General features: G+C 42.5%; 8 protein-coding genes. 4 read left to right on the top strand and 4 right to left on the bottom strand.

Going from position 1 to position 15,155, the window contains the following annotated elements; all coding sequences use genetic code 11:
* Positions 1-63: 63 nt before the first annotated feature.
* From ACOAOT_RS03870 to ACOAOT_RS03860, 3 genes are read right to left on the bottom strand one after another with little or no spacing between them, the layout of a single operon-like run.
* On the bottom strand, positions 64-834 hold the full coding sequence (locus ACOAOT_RS03870; RefSeq protein WP_420215776.1) for a GNAT family N-acetyltransferase: 771 nt from the start codon (positions 832-834) through the stop codon (positions 64-66).
* A gap of 14 nt (positions 835-848) precedes the next feature.
* Positions 849-1,406 carry a DNA-3-methyladenine glycosylase I gene (locus ACOAOT_RS03865; protein WP_420215775.1) on the bottom strand — a complete coding sequence of 186 codons (558 nt, stop codon included), beginning with the start codon at positions 1,404-1,406 and terminating at the stop codon, positions 849-851.
* Entirely contained in the window at positions 1,406-2,278 is an 873-nt protein-coding gene (locus ACOAOT_RS03860) for a methionyl aminopeptidase (RefSeq protein ID WP_420215774.1), read from the bottom strand. Before ACOAOT_RS03860 ends, ACOAOT_RS03865 begins: the two co-directional genes overlap by 1 nt.
* A gap of 154 nt (positions 2,279-2,432) precedes the next feature.
* Here ACOAOT_RS03860 and ACOAOT_RS03855 point away from each other — a divergent pair, with 154 nt between their 5' ends.
* The 4 genes from ACOAOT_RS03855 to ACOAOT_RS03840 all read left to right on the top strand — a co-directional run bounded on the left by ACOAOT_RS03855 (position 2,433) and on the right by ACOAOT_RS03840 (position 6,106).
* Positions 2,433-3,911, top strand: coding sequence for a DUF1846 domain-containing protein (locus ACOAOT_RS03855; RefSeq protein ID WP_420215773.1), 1,479 nt, complete (start codon positions 2,433-2,435; stop codon positions 3,909-3,911).
* Between the two features lie 162 nt (positions 3,912-4,073).
* Positions 4,074-4,544, top strand: a complete 471-nt coding sequence (locus tag ACOAOT_RS03850; RefSeq protein WP_420215772.1) for a MarR family winged helix-turn-helix transcriptional regulator — start codon at positions 4,074-4,076, stop codon at positions 4,542-4,544.
* Positions 4,541-4,726, top strand: coding sequence for a cysteine-rich KTR domain-containing protein (locus ACOAOT_RS03845; RefSeq protein WP_420215771.1), 186 nt, complete (start codon positions 4,541-4,543; stop codon positions 4,724-4,726). Before ACOAOT_RS03850 ends, ACOAOT_RS03845 begins: the two co-directional genes overlap by 4 nt.
* 66 nt (positions 4,727-4,792) lie before the next feature.
* A complete protein-coding gene (locus ACOAOT_RS03840; RefSeq protein ID WP_420215770.1) occupies positions 4,793-6,106 on the top strand; it encodes an MATE family efflux transporter in 1,314 nt (437 codons plus the stop codon).
* A 106-nt stretch (positions 6,107-6,212) separates the two neighbouring features.
* Here the strand turns inward: ACOAOT_RS03840 and ACOAOT_RS03835 are convergent, their stop codons facing one another.
* Entirely contained in the window at positions 6,213-14,849 is an 8,637-nt protein-coding gene (locus ACOAOT_RS03835; protein WP_420215769.1) for a doubled motif LPXTG anchor domain-containing protein, read from the bottom strand.
* Between the last annotated feature and the right edge of the window lie 306 nt (positions 14,850-15,155).

The raw sequence follows: 15,155 nt of genomic DNA, 5'->3' as shown, positions 1-15,155 counted from the left end.
CCACATTTTGTAAAATTTTCCAAATAAAAATTAATATTCCGGATACAGCCTTTGCTTCATAATTTAAAAACCAGTGATTTCATAAACCGGATACTCCCGGTCAAAATGATATCCAAGTTTTTGGGAAAGTGCCACAGAACCTGGGTTTTGGGCATCCCAGCTTGGATAAAGTCCTCTTTTTAAGCATTCCAGGATCAGCTTTGCTCCGCAGGCCAATGCCAGCCCCTGGCGCCTGCAATCTTTTCTGGTATCAATCTCAATTTCAATACCGCCCTGGTAAACCGTGTAGGAGGAAGCACCGGAAACCACCTGATCTCCCAAAAGAGCTGCCACTCCAATTCCCCTTTTTTTATAATCTTCATAGTCTGCAAACTGGGAGCACAGATCTTTGGACCAGTTGTGCTCCATTACCTGACCATAAATCTCTTCATCTATCAGGCGAAGGGTAAATTGGGGTGAAAGACTTTCCACAGCTCTTGTTAATACCTCTTTATCAAAAACATCCGGTTCTTTCCTGATTGCATAACGGATCCGTCTTGTGGCAGATGATTTCCATACTGTCTCGATGGCTTGGGACCATGCCTCATCTTTGGGAACCATAATGATAAAATCAGAATTCCTTCCTGATGGTTTATTTCTAATTAATTCTTCGTCTGGCTTCCCGGAAAAAAAGCAGAAATCCCCAATTACAAGCTGGGCTGACTGGGGGGCTTTCTCCTGGTCAGCAAAGGCCCTGCCCATTACATTTTGCAGGCAGGACCAGATCAGTGTTTCCTCCCAACCGGTAAACAGAGGTTCCAGAATGGATTTGTCCTCAATTTCTATCACTCCCATAGTTTCTCCTCGTCTTATGAATGCTGTCTGCAGACACACCCCAGTTCGTGGTCGTTGACCACCCCTACTGCCTGCAGATAGGAATAAATGGTTACAGATCCCACAAAAGACATTCCTCTTTTTTTCAGATCTTTGGATATCTGATCCGACAGGTCTGTTTTTACCTGGAAATTATCATCCTGATTTACAATGATCGTTCCGCCTGTAAATCCCCACAGATAGTTTGAAAAGGAACCGAATTCCTTTTGTATCTCCATGAATATGCGGGTGTTTTTCACTGCCGCCTCAACTTTTTTTCTGTTTCTGATAATTCCGGGGTTGTTCATAAGCTCATTTAGCTTTTCTTCCTTATATGCCACAACCTTCTCCGGATCAAATCCGTCAAATGCTTCCCGAAACGCTTCCCGCTTATTTAACACGGTAATCCAGGAAAGCCCTGCCTGAAAGGTCTCTAACAGAAACATCTCATATAATTTTTCATCGTCATAAACAGGGACTCCCCACTCCTCATCATGATATTTTACGTAAATGGGCAGTGATTCATTTACCCAAAAGCAGCGTTTTTTATCCATTATCTGGCAAGCACCTCCGGTCCATCTTCTGTAATTAATACGGTATATTCCCATTGGGCAGACAGGCTTCCATCCTTTGTGTAAATGGTCCAGCCATCGTTATCATCCTGAACTACATCAGGCTTTCCTGCATTGACCATAGGCTCAATGGTAAAAATCATTCCAGGTACTAAAAGCATATCCGTTCCCCTGGTTCCGATATGGCTGACCCATGGTTCTTCATGAAATTCCAGACCTACTCCATGTCCGCCGATTTCTCTTACTACGGTAAACCCATTGGCATAAATGTATTCTGAGATTACGGCTCCGATATCCCCTAAATGTCCCCAGGCTCTGGCTTCCTTTAATGCAAGATCCACACTTTCCTTTGTTACACGGACCAGCTTTTCGGCTTCCGCAGACACCGTTCCCATGCAGTACATTCTGGAAGCATCTGCGTAATAGCCATCCACAATGGTGGTCACATCCACGTTAATGATGTCACCTTCTTTTAAAATTCTTTTTGGATCAGGAATTCCATGGCAGACTACTTCGTTGATTGAGGTGCAGACACTTTTAGGATATCCTTCAAAATTAAGGGGTGCCGGGATTCCACCCAGACGGAGGGTGGTTTCGTGAACCAGGGTATTTAAATCCTCTGTACTGATTCCTGGACGGATCTTCTCACCAACCAGATCAAGAATCTGATTGTTAATAACACCGGCGTGGCGTATGCCTTCAATCTGGGCAGGTGTCTTTATCATGGAGTGATCCGGTACCTCATCTCCCATGATTTCATAATTTTCAAGCTTTCTGTCAAATTCCAGATGACAGGTTTTATATTTCTTTCCGCTGCCACACCAGCAGGGGTCGTTTCTTCCTATTTTAAACATATTTCTCCTCCTTCTTACTACAACGTTTTAACACGTTTAGAGCCTGTTGTAAAGTGTTTCGGCCAAATATGGACAGATAAAAGCCATGGTATTTTCCGTTCTTCTATGTTACAATCTTAAGTATTGTAAAAATGAACGCGTTACGGAGGGACAAATGAAACCAGGATTTGATAACAACAAGTATTTAACCATGCAGTCAGAGCACATTAAGGAGCGGATCAGCCAGTTCGGGGACAAGCTCTATCTGGAATTCGGAGGAAAGTTATTTGATGACTACCATGCTTCCAGAGTGCTTCCAGGATTTGAGCCGGACAGCAAGCTTCGTATGCTGATGCAGCTTGCTGATCAGGCAGAAATTGTAATCGCCATCAGCGCTGCTGACATTGAAAAGAACAAGATCCGCCACGATCTTGGCATTACATACGATGTGGATGTATTCCGTCTCATTCAGTCCTTTACGGACAAGGGACTTTATGTGGGAAGTGTTGTTATTACCCAGTACTCCGGTCAGAAAGCAGCAGACGTATTTAAGGGAAAGCTGGAATCAATGGGAATTAAGGTGTACCGCCATTATATCATTGACGGCTATCCTGCCAACATTTCCTTAATTGTCAGTGATGAGGGTTATGGCAGAAATGACTATATTGAAACCTCCAAGCCCCTGGTGATCATCACTGCACCGGGACCTGGCAGCGGAAAGATGGCCACCTGTTTATCCCAGCTTTATCACGAAAACAAGAGAGGCGTAAAGGCTGGTTATGCCAAGTTTGAAACCTTCCCTATCTGGAATATTCCGTTAAAGCATCCGGTGAATCTTGCTTATGAAGCAGCTACTGCTGATTTAAATGATGTGAATATGATTGATCCCTTCCATTTGGAAGCTTATGGGTTAACTACTGTAAATTATAACCGGGATGTGGAAATTTTTCCGGTATTAAGTGCAATCTTTGAGGGAATTTATGGAGAATGTCCTTACAAATCACCTACAGACATGGGTGTGAATATGGCCGGACATTGTATCGTAGATGATGAAATCTGCAAGGAAGCATCACGCCAGGAAATTATCAGACGTTATTATCAGGCATTATCCCGTCTGGCAAAAGACATGGGATCCAAGGATGAGGTATATAAAATCGAACTGTTGATGAAGCAGGCCAAGATTAATACGGAGATGCGAAAAACCGTAGGCGCTGCCAATGAGCTGGCCCAGAAAAACGGTTCTCCTGCTGCTGCACTTTTGCTGGGTGACGAAACCATAGTAACGGGAAAAACCACCAATCTGCTGGGAGCCTCTGCTGCTCTTTTGCTGAATGCAGTCAAGGTTCTGGGAAATATCCCTCACGATGTCCATTTGATTTCTCCTTCCGCCATTGAACCGATTCAGAAATTAAAGGTTAAATATCTGGGAAGCAAAAACCCCAGACTTCATACCGATGAAGTGCTGATCGCCCTGTCCGCTTCTGCCGCCACAGATGTGAATGCACAGATTGCATTAGAGCAGCTTCCCCGGTTAAAAGGCACGGATGCCCACACGTCTGTCCTGCTCTCTGATGTAGATGTGAAAACCTTTAAAAGATTAGGAATCCACCTTACCTGCGAGCCGATCTATGAACAGAAAAAAATATATCATTAAAAGTCCGGAATGATAAACGTACGGGCGGTTGAACCAGTTGTTTCAGAAACTGGCTCAGCCGCCCGTTTCTGGTGTTAGTCTGTTAATTGAAGCCCCTTGACAAAATCCGATTTGGGATTTATAATAAAACCGAAATCGGATTTTATCAAGGAGGAAGTCACCATGAAGAACAATTTTCACGAACAGTACGCCGAATTAACCCGGCAAGAAAGAAAAGCTGATGAATTATATCATCGAATAGCAACACAAATAGGGCTGTCCAATTCAGCGTTTTGGACGTTGTTTTGCCTTTGTGAGGAAGATGAAACCTACACGCAAAACACCCTTGCTGAAACTCTTGGTATTCCAAAACAAACACTCAACTCAACTGTCAACGGCCTTATGCAGAACGGGTATATTTTACTTGAAAAAATGTCAGGTGCGCGCAACAGTAAGTCTATCCATTTAACAGAGAAAGGGCGCAGCTTTTGCAAACGCTTTATTCTTCCTACTCGCAATGCGGAGGAAAGTGCGCTTATGAGAATGACTGAAATCGAAATAGAAAGCTATCTTGTTTTATCTCGAAAGCAAATAAGCTTTTTGCACGAGGAACTTAATGCCTTTCTCGAAGCCATAAGGAGTGAACAGCAATGAAAGAAGAATGGGTTTTATGCCCACAATGTCAAAGTAAAACCAGGTTAAAAATACGGGAGAACACCGAGCTTAAATGGTTCCCTCTGTTTTGTCCGAAGTGTAAGCAAGAAACATTAATAGATGTCAAACAATTTTATGTTACAATTATCAAAGAGCCAGACGCAAAGACGCAGAGCCGATAACGCAAGAAGTTGCCGTTATCGGCTTTTTATTCTATATTGAGAAGACGTGAAGGAGAACACAGAGTTATGTTATCACCCCAATTAAAAAATGTTTTAAAAATTGTTATACCAACGGTTTTTAGCCAATGTGCAATTTTTCTTTTTACTATTATTGATGGTATTTTTGTAGGGCGCGGCGTTGGCACAGACGCTTTGGGCGCTGTTAATATGGCACTGCCCTTTATGATGATTATTGCTGCTGCTTATTTGCTGACAACAATAGGCGGCGTTACGATTGTCGCTATACGAATAGGGCGTAAAGACGTTAGTGGTGCGAATCAGGCATTCATGCATGCATTATGCCTGACCGCACTATTATCCGCGATATTTATGATTATCGGCACCGTATTTAATGAGGTGCTTGTAATGGCGTTAGGTGCTGCCGGCGTGTACCACGATATGGTATCTGAATATATTTTTTGGTGCAGTATCTTTACTATTCCCTCCGCTATGTCAATCACATTGCAAGGTTTTGGTAGAAATGATAATGCGCCCATACTGGTCATGGTTGCTACCATTGCAAGTACCGTATGTAATATCTTTCTTGACTGGCTCTTTGTATTCCCTCTGCAAAAAGGGCTTGCGGGAGCTGCCATCGCAACTGGCATTTCTCAACTACTGTCCTTTCTTATTATTGCAATGCACTTCATTTGGAAGCGTGGTGATTTGAGAATTGGGAAGTTTAAAGTAGAAGGAGCTTTGGTAAAGAAAGTGCTGACCCGCGGTCTGCCGGAAATGCTTTCACAACTGGCTACCCCGATTATGACGATATGTATGAACGCTGTGGTTTTAAGATATATCGGCAACAACGGAATCAATGCATATTCTGTCATAAGCTATATTTCCGCTTTCACCTTTGCCGTTATCCTTGGCGTTGCAGAGGGGATGCAGCCTTTGTTTGGTCATAGCTTTGGTGAGCAGAATGAGCAAGATTTAAAATACTATTTCCGTGTTGGTCGTATTCTCAGCTTTGTCGGAAGCTTACTCGTGTACATTGTGACGTTTTTTGTTGGAGCGAATATATGCAAACTATTTGGTGCGGATGCCGCCGCAACAGAAGTTGCGGTAGAAACACTGCCAAAATACGGTTGGGTATTTCTCTTTGCGGCACTTAATACCATAAATGGTGCCTATCTCTACTCCACTAAGAGAACCAAAGAGTCCGTTTTGTTAAATGTACTGCGCGGATTTGTGATTATACCTGCCTGCGTTTGGAGTATTTCTATCATTTCCAATGGTACACTGATATGGTTTACGGTTGGTATTGGGGAAGTGCTTTCCCTCCTGGTTGGAGCAGTAATAGTCAAACGTTCTGAACGAAACGGTTTGAGATTTAGTTAAGGGTTTACTGAGTATATAGTGGTCCACTGTTTTGCATAAAAAAGCTGTCTGGAGAGCCAATAAAAAATGACTTTCCAGGCAGCCTTCTGCTACTTTGGTCTTACTCTTATCTTTCGTCCCTGCGCCTATGGCTGATTGCCAGGTAGGCTGCCAATAAGATTCCAGATACAATTGCTGCAACGCCCTGAACAGGCGCCCTGTCACCAGTCTTTGGAAGTCCGGCTAAGGGGATGTTGCCGTCGTCAATGGACACAAGGTTGGTTTGTTCCGGCAGGTCTGCTAAAGGAACTGGTACTGGCTCAATGGTAACAGTTGTATCACCAGGGCCTCCTGCCTGACGGGTACCGGTTGCTCTGGGGCCGCCTCCGGAGCTGCCTCCGCTGCTTCCGCCACTGCTACCACCGCCGTTGTAAGTCCACAATGCTGTATAAACTACATTTTCTGATACAGTCTTTGCGATTTCTTTATTCCAGCCAATAAAACTGTAGTTACCGTTTGCTGTAGTCTGCCCTTCAAATGCAGGAACCGCATCTCCATAGCTGAGACCTGTGTTAGTTTGTGCATTAAATGACCCATGCTCTCCTGGATTATAGGTTATTGCAAACTGCTGCTTAAAGTAAACCCGGAGAACCATACCGCCATCGCCTTTGACTGCTGCCTCAAATACATTGGCTGCATTTGAATCAAGTATATACCCGGTTGATGCTGTCTTATCAGAATCGGTTACGGCTGCCAGCGCATCCGTTGTTCCTGCTCTCAATGAAGAGTTGTTCGCCTTCTCCGGATACTTTCCTTTACTCTCGTAATAGAATTCCACTGTATATTTTGTGCTGGTTGAAGAAATCCATTGTGCTACATAAGTGTTGTCGGTTTTAACAACAGGTTCAAGCTTGGGACTCCAGCCTGCGAATACATATCCTGGCTTCCCTGTAGGCGTACCATCATATTCTGGAGTTACTGTGTTGTAATCCAGACCTTCTGCTTTTTGAATCTTAAAGGTTCCCTGGATACCAGGATCATAAGTGACTGTGAACTGCTGTTTGAAGTAAATCTTAAGAACCAGACTTCCGTCTCCGGCAATTGCTCCACTCAATACATTTTCTTTGCCTTCGTCAAACACGTAACCTGGTTTCTTTATTTGCCTGTCGTCAGCTGTCACCTCAGCCTTAGATTCCGTATCCCCATCTCTGGTATACGAATACGTTGGCTGCTCTGCATATTCTCCATTTTCCTGATAATACAGGTCTACCATATAATGAACCTGCACCGGATTATAATAAACATTTATTACATTGTTTTCTCCGGTTATAACCGTAGGCAGTTCTGGACTGTATGGTTTATCTGATAATTTATAGCCAACCTTATCTTTTAATGGTACTTGAGTTACAGTTGGATCAGCTACCAATACCTTTTGATCTTCTGCTGCCCCTGCATCCTCAGTATTATTATAGAAATATTTGATTTTGTAATTCAGGGTCTGATTCTCATCTACTTCATAATATACTGTTTTTTCGTTGGGGCCTGCTGCTGTAATTGACATGCTTTCCGGCTGGTCGGCCATCAGCTTATACCCGGTTGTGGTCGTAGGCTCATTGACCCACTCAAACACTCCTATCGGTCTGCTTCCTGTCCTGGCATCAAGACCTGGTACCTCTTTTTCAGTATCTTTGATATAATAATTTACCTTATAACTGAATTTCTGGTCCACATCAACATCAAACTTGGCGTAGAAAGTGGCACCGTTTACCCAGCTGGTTGCTGGACGTTCCGGTTTATACTCAGCGGAATCAGATAAAATTTTAGTACACGCTTCATCTTCATACCACCCGCTAAATTTATATCCTTTATTGGGGGTTGCTGTAGAACCTTTAGAATCCCCAATGTCTGGATTTAAATTCTCACTGGCTGGAGACACATAGCCTGCCCCAACTGACTTGTAATTAATTTTAATATCATCTTTTAATTTCCATTGTGCCACATATGTGGTGTCCGCGTTGACAACAGATTCAATTTCTGGATTCCAACCTGTAAATTCATATCCCGGCTTACCTGCTGGCGTTCCGCTAAATCCCGGTGTTGTTGCATTATAATCCAGGCCAGCCGCTTTCTGAATATTAAAGTTGCCTTGGGTTCCTGGATCATAAGTGACTGTGAACTGCTGTTTAAAGTAAGCCTTAAGCACCAGGCTTCCATTTCCAGCTACCACTCCATCCAACACATTTTCTTTGGCTGATTCATCAAACACATATCCTGGATCCTTTGGTATCCTGTCATCTGCCGATACCTCAGCCTTAGATTCCGTATAGCCGCTTCTGCTAAATAAATAGGTTGGCTCCTTATCATACTTTCCATTTACCTGATAATACAGATTTACAGCATAATCTACCTGTGCTGGAACATAATAAACATTAATTACATTGTTTTCTCTTGTTATAATCGCAGGTAGTTCTGGATTATATGGTGCAGTTGACAATTCATAGCCAACCTTACCCTTTAATGGTACTTGATTTACAGTCGATTCAGCTACTAATACTTTTAGGTTTTCCTCTGCTACACCATCCTCTTTATTATTATAAAAATATTTAACCTTGTAATCCAGTTTCTGATCCTTATCTACTTCATAATACACATTCGCTGTATTCGGACCATCTACTGTAATTATCATATTGTCCGGCTGTCCAGCCACTATCTTATAACCTGTTGTTGTCTTAGGCTCATTAGCCCACTGGAACGGTCCTATAGATCTTGTTCCTGTCATGGCTTTAAGCCCCGGTACCTCTTTTTCAGTATCTTTGATATAGTAATTTACCTGATAGCCGAACTTCTGATCCTCATCAACTACAAATTTTGCATAGAAAGTGGTACCGTTTACCCAGCCGCCAGCCGGTCGCTCCGGTGCATACTTACCGGAAGTGGATACAAGTTCTTTACAATCTTTATCTTTATACCAGCCACTAAGTTTATAACCCTTGTTTGCGGTTGCAGTAGAACCTTTAGAATCTCCAATGTCTGGGTTTAAATTTTCGCTCACAGGAGATACAGAACCAGGTCCAACTGGCTGGTAATTTATTTTAATATCTCCTTTTAACCTCCATTGTGCCACATATATGGTGTCTGCTTTAACAAAAGGTTTAATTGTCGGGCTCCAACCTGCAAATTCATATCCTGGCTTACCTGTTGGAATTCCGTTAAATATAGGAGTATTCGCGTTGTAATCCAGACCTTCCGCTTTTTGAATCACAAAGTTGCCCTGGGTTCCTGGAGCATAAGTGACTGTGAACTGCTGTTTGAAGTAAGCCTTAAGCACCAGACTTCCATTTCCAGCTACAGTTCCAGACAGCACATTATCTTTGTATGATTCATCAAACACATATCCTGGCCTTTTTGTTTTCCTGTCATCAGCCGTCACCTCAGCCTTAGATTCCGTCAGACCGCTTTTAATATACGAATAGGCGGGCTCTTTCACATACTTTCCATCTACCTGATAATATAAGTTTACAACGTATTTAACCTCAACAGGAACATAATAAACGTTTATTGTATTATTTTTAGTGGTAATGGTAGTTGGCAGACCTGGATTATATGGCCTATCTGACAATTTATATCCAACCTTATCCTTTAATGGTACTTGTTTTACAATTGGATCGGCTACTAATATTTTTAGGTTTTCCTCTGCTGCACCATCCTCTTTATTGTTATAAAAATATTTAACTTTGTAATTAAGTTTCTGATCCTTATCTATTTCATAATACACATTTACTGTATTTGGATCATCTGCTTTAATCATCATGCTATCCGGCTGCCCAGCCACCAGTTTATAACCGGTTGCTGTCTTTGACTCATTGGTCCACATAAACTTTCCTATGGGTTTGCTTCCTGTCCTGGCATTAAGTCCTGGCACCTCTTTTTCAGTACCTTTGATATAGTAATTTACCTGATAGCTGAACTTCTGCGCTTCATCAACTACAAAATTTGCATAGAAAGTGGTGCCATTTATCCAGCCGCCTGCCGGTCGCCCCGGTGTATACTTAACGGAAGTGGATACAGGTACCGTACACTCTTTATCACTATACCAGCCAATAAGTTTATAACCCTTGTTTGCGGTTGCAGTAGAACCTTTAGAAACTCCAATGTCTGGGTTTAAATTTTCGCTCATAGGAGATACAGAACCAGGTCCAACTGGTTGGAAATTAATTTTAATATCTTCTTTTAATTTCCATTGTGCCACATATATGGCGTCTGCTTTGACAGCCGGTTCAACAGTTGGACTCCAACCTGTAAATTCATACCCTGGCTTACCTGCAGGCGTTCCGTTAAATTTTGGAGTTGTTGCGTTGTATTCCAGGTCTTCCGCTTTCTGAATCTCAAAATTCCCCTGGGTTCCTGGAGCATAAGTGACTGTGAATTGCTGTTTGAAGTAGGCCTTAAGCACCAGACTCCCATCTCCAGCGACGGTTCCACTTAGCACATTTTCTTTGGCTGATTCATCAAACACATATCCTGTTTTCTTTGATTTTCTATCAGCATCAGTCACCTCAGCCTTAGATTCCGTCAAACCACTTCTGGTATCCGAAAAGGTTGGCTCCTTGGCGTACTCTCCGTTTACCTGATAATACAGGTTCACAACATAACTAACCTGGTCTGGAACATAATAAACGCTTATTGTATTATTTACAGTGGTGATGGCGGTTGGTAGTGCTGGATTCGTAACTGATAATTTGTATCCAGCCTTCTCCTTTAATGGTACTTGTTTTACAATTGGATCGGCTACTAATATCTTTAAGTTTACCTCAGCTCCACGATCTTCTTTATTATTATAAAAATACTTAATCGTGTAATTAAGTTTCTGATCCTCATCTACTTCATAATAGACATTTACTATATTTGGACCAGCTGCTGTAACTATCATGCTTTCCGGCTGCCCCGCCGCCAGTTTATAACCGGTTGCTGTCTTAGCATCATTTTTCCACTTATACTCTCCTATGGGTCTGCTTCCTGTTATGGCATTAAGTCCTGGTACCTCTTTTTCGGTATCTTTGATATAGTAATTTACTTGATAGCTGAACGTCTGAGCGTTATCAACCTCAAACTTTGCATAAAAAGTTGTATCATTTACCCAGCCGCCAACCGGTCGTTCCGGTTTGAAATTAACGGAAGTAGATATAAGATCCTTGCACCCTGCATCACGATACCAGCCACTAAGTTTGTATCCCCTGTTTGGAGATGCAGCAGCACCTTTTGAATTTCCAATGTCCGGGTTTAAATTTTCACTGGAAGGAGATACATTTCCACCGCCCACTGCCCGATAATTAATCTGGACACTGTTTTTTAATTTCCATTGTGCATATAAAGTTACTGTGTTTGCCGCTGCAGAATGATTTGCAATGATAAATTCCTGTGTAAGATTAAATGAATTTCCTTCATCAAAAGCTACACCGCTTCCATCAGACCTGGTATTCCATCCATTAAATACATATCCTTCTTTCTTTAATGGAATCCAGTTTCCACCTTCATATCCGCCTGCCATTGCTACAGTAACATTCGTGTTCAGTGTATACTTTTGACCATCTGGAGTTAAGCCGCCAGTGTTACCATTTCCGGCATAGTCGACGTAAAAGCTCTTATTATTTCTAATGATACCATCTACATGCCAGCCTTCCGTTCCACAAGCTGATGATTCATATTTTATTACATACCATTCGATATACTCATTACTTTTAAGATGATTTGATTCCCAGTCATCAACAACCTGATAAAACTTATCATTTAAATTTGCCTGAACATTGTCTTTTCCAGTTACTGTTATTAAAGGGTTGATATAGTTTAACAGATTATCACCATATCCTATGGTTTTATATGATGACCCGCTATCTTTATAAATGAATTCATAGTCGCGGTTCGCCTGGTTTCTCGGTTCTGACGGCAAATCTCCGCCATCTTTTAAAACTGCGACCCATAATCGTCCTTTTGCATCCCCTTTATCCTGTGCCCAAACCGCATATAAGGTTTTAGTCTTAGCAGGTTCATTCTCTTTTATTGTGAATGTCTCTGTATAAACTTCATTATACCCTGCATTGCCCTTGGCAGTTATTTTACCTCCGTCTGGCGACTCACTCCAGCCCATAAACCGGTAATTGGCTCTCGTAAAGTTGGTGCCATCTGGTAAATCAATCACTTCTCCTGCTTTTACATTCTTAGTGGGTGCCGTTCCCTTACCACCATTGGGATCAAACTGGACTGTGATACCCTTCTGGGAATACCATAAATAGATATCATTGTTGTCTACTTCTTTCCACTTAGATGATGAGTTTTCATACATTAAACTGTACCAGATAAACCCGCCATATTCGAGAGACTGGACTACCTCCCCTCTCATGTAGTCGCTTCCAATTGTAGCTTTTTCAAAAGTGTATCCGTTTACGTCAGGTGCAATATCTTTTATAGATACAGTTGTATTAGTATCTAAAGCTTCGCGGCGGGCAGAATTTGTTCCAATCGGCACTGCTATTCCATTGTCGTATTTAACAATATTTAGCAGAACAGTTTGACCATAATACTTTCCGAATACGATTGTATAAGTTGAAAAATGCTCCGCTTCAAACGAAATTTCTTTAATTCCCTTATTTTCCAGTACATTTAATTCCTCTGAAACGGGCTCCACAGAAGACACATCTGCCGCTGTCACCTTCGCCTGTGGTTCATCTTCCTTAGTTGTGGCAACATAAACTACCTCAACCGTATTCGCTTCCTTGCTGTGATTCTCCATTGGAGTTCCGGAAAACGTCACTTGAACAGAACCATTCCAGATCTGATTATCCAGTTTGTTGCCATTGCGGTCAAGAAGATCAATGTTATAAGATAAAGAGCTGATTACTTCTTTCGCCTCTCCATCCTCTTTTGACTGAGCCTCAACCTTCTCTTTTACTGCCGCCCCAATACCGCTAACAACGACTGCTGATGCTTTTACGCCTGAGGGTAATACCCCCTCCGGTGCATGCAAACGAATAATAGTTCCATCTTCCATAACAAGTTGGGAAGAAAATTCCGGATGTTCTCCAGTCTCAGTCATATGAACTTCTACTTCCTGATCCTCATATATCTCTGGAACCGAATACCAGGTGGTCTGTGAACCATCCGTATTGTCTGTTGCAGAATCAGAATTTAATATTTGTCCGTTCGCCGTTACACTCTCAATTGCATATCCAATCTGATTCTTAACCCCAAAGGTCAGCTCCTGACCTTCCTCAACTCCTCTTGGCCCTTCGATGATACGGGCACTGGCTTCCGGATTAATTGTATATGAGATCTTATAGCCATCATAGTCTTCCAGGGCTTTTAACTGATTGATTGTAACCGTATATGCCTTAGCCGTGGAGCAGTATCCCATTCCCACCAAATCGGCTGTTCCGGCTGGAGATGCCTTAGTTTCTGAGGGTGGCGTCTCTGGTATCGGCTTGCTTTCTGATGGAGAAGCCGTTCCGGTAGTTGTATTGGTCGTACCCCCTGCTGTGTTCTTACCAGCAGATGAAGTCTGGCTCTCTGCAGGAGCCTGGGTGGTTTCCGCCTGGGTGGTTTCAATCTGAGACGTTTCCGCCTGGGTTGATTCAGCCTTTTGGGACTCAGCCTGTGTTGTCTCAACCTGTTTTGTCTCGCCCTGTGTTGTCTCGACCTGTGTTGTCTCGACCTGTGTTGTCTCGGCCTGTGTCATTTCAGCCTTGGTTGACGCCTCTGTTTCCTTTGATTCTCTCACATTCTCCGGATCAACAGCTGCTGTCTCCTCACTGACTTCTGAAGCTTTTGTTGCCTCACCATTTTCTTTGACAGCAACTATCGGTGCATTGTGGCGAATAATAGAAGCCACTGGCTCAGAGACTTTGCTCTCAGGAACCGTAATCTCTTCCGGCTCAGCTGCTTCTTTGACTGTTTCCTCTGCCGGAGACTCAGTCTGGCTTTCTGCCGGATCAGCTATGGTCTCCTCTGGCAGTTGTGCAGGGATTTCCGGTGGGGCTATTGTGGTTTCCTCCGGCGCTGATGTGACCTCCTCCGGTGCTGATACAGTCTCTTCTGCTGCCGTAGTTTCCTTTACAGGTGCAGTCTCAACTACTTTCCCAGCTTCTGCAGGAGTCGCTGTTTCCGGAACCTTTGTTTCTCCGGTTACAGTTGGTTGTTCTGGCTTTGTAACAACATTTACTTCCTCTTTACCAAATGCTGATTCATAACTCCTTACCGTAATGCGGTTGGTCTTTTTTACCTTTTCGGCGCCGTCATCCATCCTGGTAATTTCTGTGGAACAGCTAATGGTATTTTCTCCGTTATTTACGTACAAGAAAACAATTTCTTCATCGCCGGTTACCATATACATGTCATCAGCATTTTCCGGTATGCGGACAAACACACGTAACTGTGCATCCATACCTTCGCCCTCAACTTCAGGAAAGGCTTCGTAAATCTTACCTTTTCCAAAAAAGAGTTCCTTAAATTCCGCAATCTTACCATTAGTGAAATCCAGATCCTCTGCTGTCACCTCATCCCCATTGACAATCGCATCTTCAATGGCTTTAATAAGCTGCGATCCCCCCATTGAGAAAGTAACGGACTCCGATGAACTGGCTGCATACACCTGATTTGTGTCTGCACCTACATTGGCCAGAATCATGGCCGCAGCAAGCAAAAATGCCAGTACTCGTTTTTGAAAACAGTATAATGTCCGTGACGGTATCCTAGATCTTTTTCTTTTTTTCATACATACACATTTCTCCTCTCATAATATTTTCCCATAATAAGGATAAAATGCCGCGTTACTGCATAAGTATATGAAACGGCATTTTTCCATTGTGGTATGTTCTAAAAAACATATTTTGTAATATTATATGATAGGAATGTCAAATTTAATCCAACTTTGTACAAGGAATGCTAAATAATGCTATATTTTCCATGTACTTTTTATTTGTCTGCATTGTTAAGGGTATGGGTTCATAAAAAAGGACAAGACAGATCCCAAACCCCTCCCCTGGAATCTTTCAGTTTTGACAATGGTAACAAATGATTT

The sequence above is a fragment of the Lacrimispora struthionigena genome, from assembly GCF_048627165.1.
Classification (GTDB): domain Bacteria; phylum Bacillota; class Clostridia; order Lachnospirales; family Lachnospiraceae; genus Lacrimispora.
The sequence above is the reverse complement of the archived record's forward strand: the minus strand, read 5'-3'. Positions and strand labels throughout refer to the sequence as shown.

Bases quoted from the DNA above. Each gene is read 5' to 3' on its own strand.
- ACOAOT_RS03870 (WP_420215776.1), bottom strand. From the start codon at position 834: ATGGGAGTGATAGAAATTGAGGACAAATCCATTCTGGAACCTCTGTTT.
- ACOAOT_RS03865 (WP_420215775.1), bottom strand. From the start codon at position 1,406: ATGGATAAAAAACGCTGCTTTTGGGTAAATGAATCACTGCCCATTTAC.
- ACOAOT_RS03860 (WP_420215774.1), bottom strand. From the start codon at position 2,278: ATGTTTAAAATAGGAAGAAACGACCCCTGCTGGTGTGGCAGCGGAAAG.
- ACOAOT_RS03855 (WP_420215773.1), top strand. From the start codon at position 2,433: ATGAAACCAGGATTTGATAACAACAAGTATTTAACCATGCAGTCAGAG.
- ACOAOT_RS03850 (WP_420215772.1), top strand. From the start codon at position 4,074: ATGAAGAACAATTTTCACGAACAGTACGCCGAATTAACCCGGCAAGAA.
- ACOAOT_RS03845 (WP_420215771.1), top strand. From the start codon at position 4,541: ATGAAAGAAGAATGGGTTTTATGCCCACAATGTCAAAGTAAAACCAGG.
- ACOAOT_RS03840 (WP_420215770.1), top strand. From the start codon at position 4,793: ATGTTATCACCCCAATTAAAAAATGTTTTAAAAATTGTTATACCAACG.
- ACOAOT_RS03835 (WP_420215769.1), bottom strand. From the start codon at position 14,849: ATGAAAAAAAGAAAAAGATCTAGGATACCGTCACGGACATTATACTGT.